This is a genomic window from Streptomyces ossamyceticus (assembly GCF_001418475.1).
In the GTDB taxonomy this organism is placed as follows: domain Bacteria; phylum Actinomycetota; class Actinomycetes; order Streptomycetales; family Streptomycetaceae; genus Streptomyces; species Streptomyces ossamyceticus.
This window is the reverse complement of the sequence record NZ_LIQX01000834.1, coordinates 1-1,661: the sequence shown is the minus strand read 5'-3', so window position 1 is coordinate 1,661 and position 1,661 is coordinate 1. Positions and strand designations below refer to the sequence as shown.

The following is a 1,661-nucleotide window of genomic DNA, read 5'->3' as shown; positions in this document are numbered from 1 at the left end:
ATTGTTTCATAGTGTTTCGGTGGTCATAGCGTGAGGGAAACGCCCGGTTACATTCCGAACCCGGAAGCTAAGCCTCACAGCGCCGATGGTACTGCAGGGGGGACCCTGTGGGAGAGTAGGACGCCGCCGAACAAATATTGAGAAAGCCCCCGCCGGGAAACCGGCGGGGGCTTTCTGCGTTTAGGGTCGTTGTATGAGTGACACGGGTGCGGAGAAATACATAGTTCGCTTCATACACGCGGAGGAGTGGCCCGCAGTGAAAGAGCTGCGGCTTGCCTCATTGCAGGACCCCATGGCCCCCGTCGCCTTTCTGGAGACGTACGAGCAGGCCAGCAGCAGGCCTGATTCCTTCTGGCAGGAGCGGGCCGCCGGCGGTGCCGAAGGGGCACTCGGTGTGCGGCAGATCATCGCCGAGCGGGCGGACGGGACATGGGTCGGGTCCGTCACCGTACTGATTGAGGAAGCCGGATCCACGGACTGGGCCGGGATGCCGGTGGAACGGCTGCAGGGCCATCTCGTCGGGGTGTACGTGCGGCCTGAGGAGCGAGGCTGTGGGCTCACCGAGCGGCTGTTCGAGGCTGCCGTGGAATGGGCCTGGAGCCGCGAGGTGGAACGGGTTCGGTTGATCGTCCACGAGGAGAATCCGCGGGCCCAGGCGTTCTACCGCAAGGTGGGGTTCGTGCCGAGTGGTCGGACCGTGCCGGTGGCCGGGCACGGCGGGCAGTCCGAGTTGGAGTTCGTCCTCGACCGTCCGCTAGACCGGTAGCTCGGCGTGGGGCCAGCGGGCTCGGGCCTGTTCGCGGGAGCGGAGGAGGGCCAGTGTCGGCAGGCCCCGGTCCGTGCCGGTGGCGAGGAGGTCGGGCAGCTGGGGCAGCGGAGCGACGGCGGCCACGTCGTCGAGGACCAGGGTGAGTGGTGGGTCGAGGCGGCCGGAGGATGACCGTTCGGCCACGCGCCGGCCGCGCTCGACCACGCTTGAGGTGAGGGCCGTCAACAGCGGCATGGCGGAAGGGTTCGCCTTCGGGTCCTCGATGGGGTCGCCGACCACATAAAGCGTTCCCCCCTCGTGCACAAAGGAATCCAGGACCAGCGAGTCCGCTCGGTTCGGGGTGCAGGACTCCCGGACGTTGACCGTGGAGAGCGCCGAGAGCGCACGAGCCGTCAGGGCCTGGGCGATGTCCCGGCGTTCGGGGTGGGACGTGAGGGCCGACTCCAGTTCGCCTGCGGAGCCGGCGGCAGCCTTCGCGTTCGTCCGGAGAATGCGTACGGCTTCCTGGACGTTCGTGCCCTGGGCCCAGCGGTGGAGGTGGCGGACGGTGCGTGAATCTATCGCCGCGGCGTGCAGATAGCTGCGCAGGAGGGTCTCCGCCGCGTCCGCCATCGCCTGGTCGATCTTGGCCGTGGGGCGGATCGGGGCGAGGAGAGCCGTGGCGCGGGCCGCCGCCGTGGGCTTGTCCTCGCAGCCGGAGATGGGGGACCAGTGGAGGCGGGCCGGGGTGTCACAGCGGTGCGCCGGGTCGTAGAGGAGGACCGGGCCCAGCTTCGCCCGGGCGTCCTTGGTGTCCGACCAGATGACGGGGTCGGAGGTGACGACCAGGGCCGGGCCCTCGGCGTCACGTACCGCCTGGACGGCGGCGGGGCGGAAACCCGTCGCCCCGCCG

Annotated in this window: 2 protein-coding genes and 1 rRNA gene; 2 read left to right on the top strand and 1 reads right to left on the bottom strand. The window is 69.2% G+C overall.

All coding sequences use genetic code 11. The features are described from left to right. The first annotated feature begins 15 nt into the window (after positions 1-15). A 5S ribosomal RNA gene (gene rrf, locus AOK15_RS39475) occupies positions 16-132 on the top strand. A 61-nt stretch (positions 133-193) separates the two neighbouring features. Further along, a complete protein-coding gene (locus AOK15_RS39470; RefSeq protein ID WP_055523854.1) occupies positions 194-766 on the top strand; it encodes a GNAT family N-acetyltransferase in 573 nt (190 codons plus the stop codon). On the opposite strand, the gene AOK15_RS39465 is transcribed toward AOK15_RS39470, so the two are convergent. Then, the coding region (locus AOK15_RS39465) for a type IV secretory system conjugative DNA transfer family protein (protein WP_240508808.1) at positions 755-1,661 on the bottom strand (907 nt) is incomplete at its 5' end. The two genes, AOK15_RS39470 and AOK15_RS39465, sit on opposite strands and share 12 nt — an antisense overlap.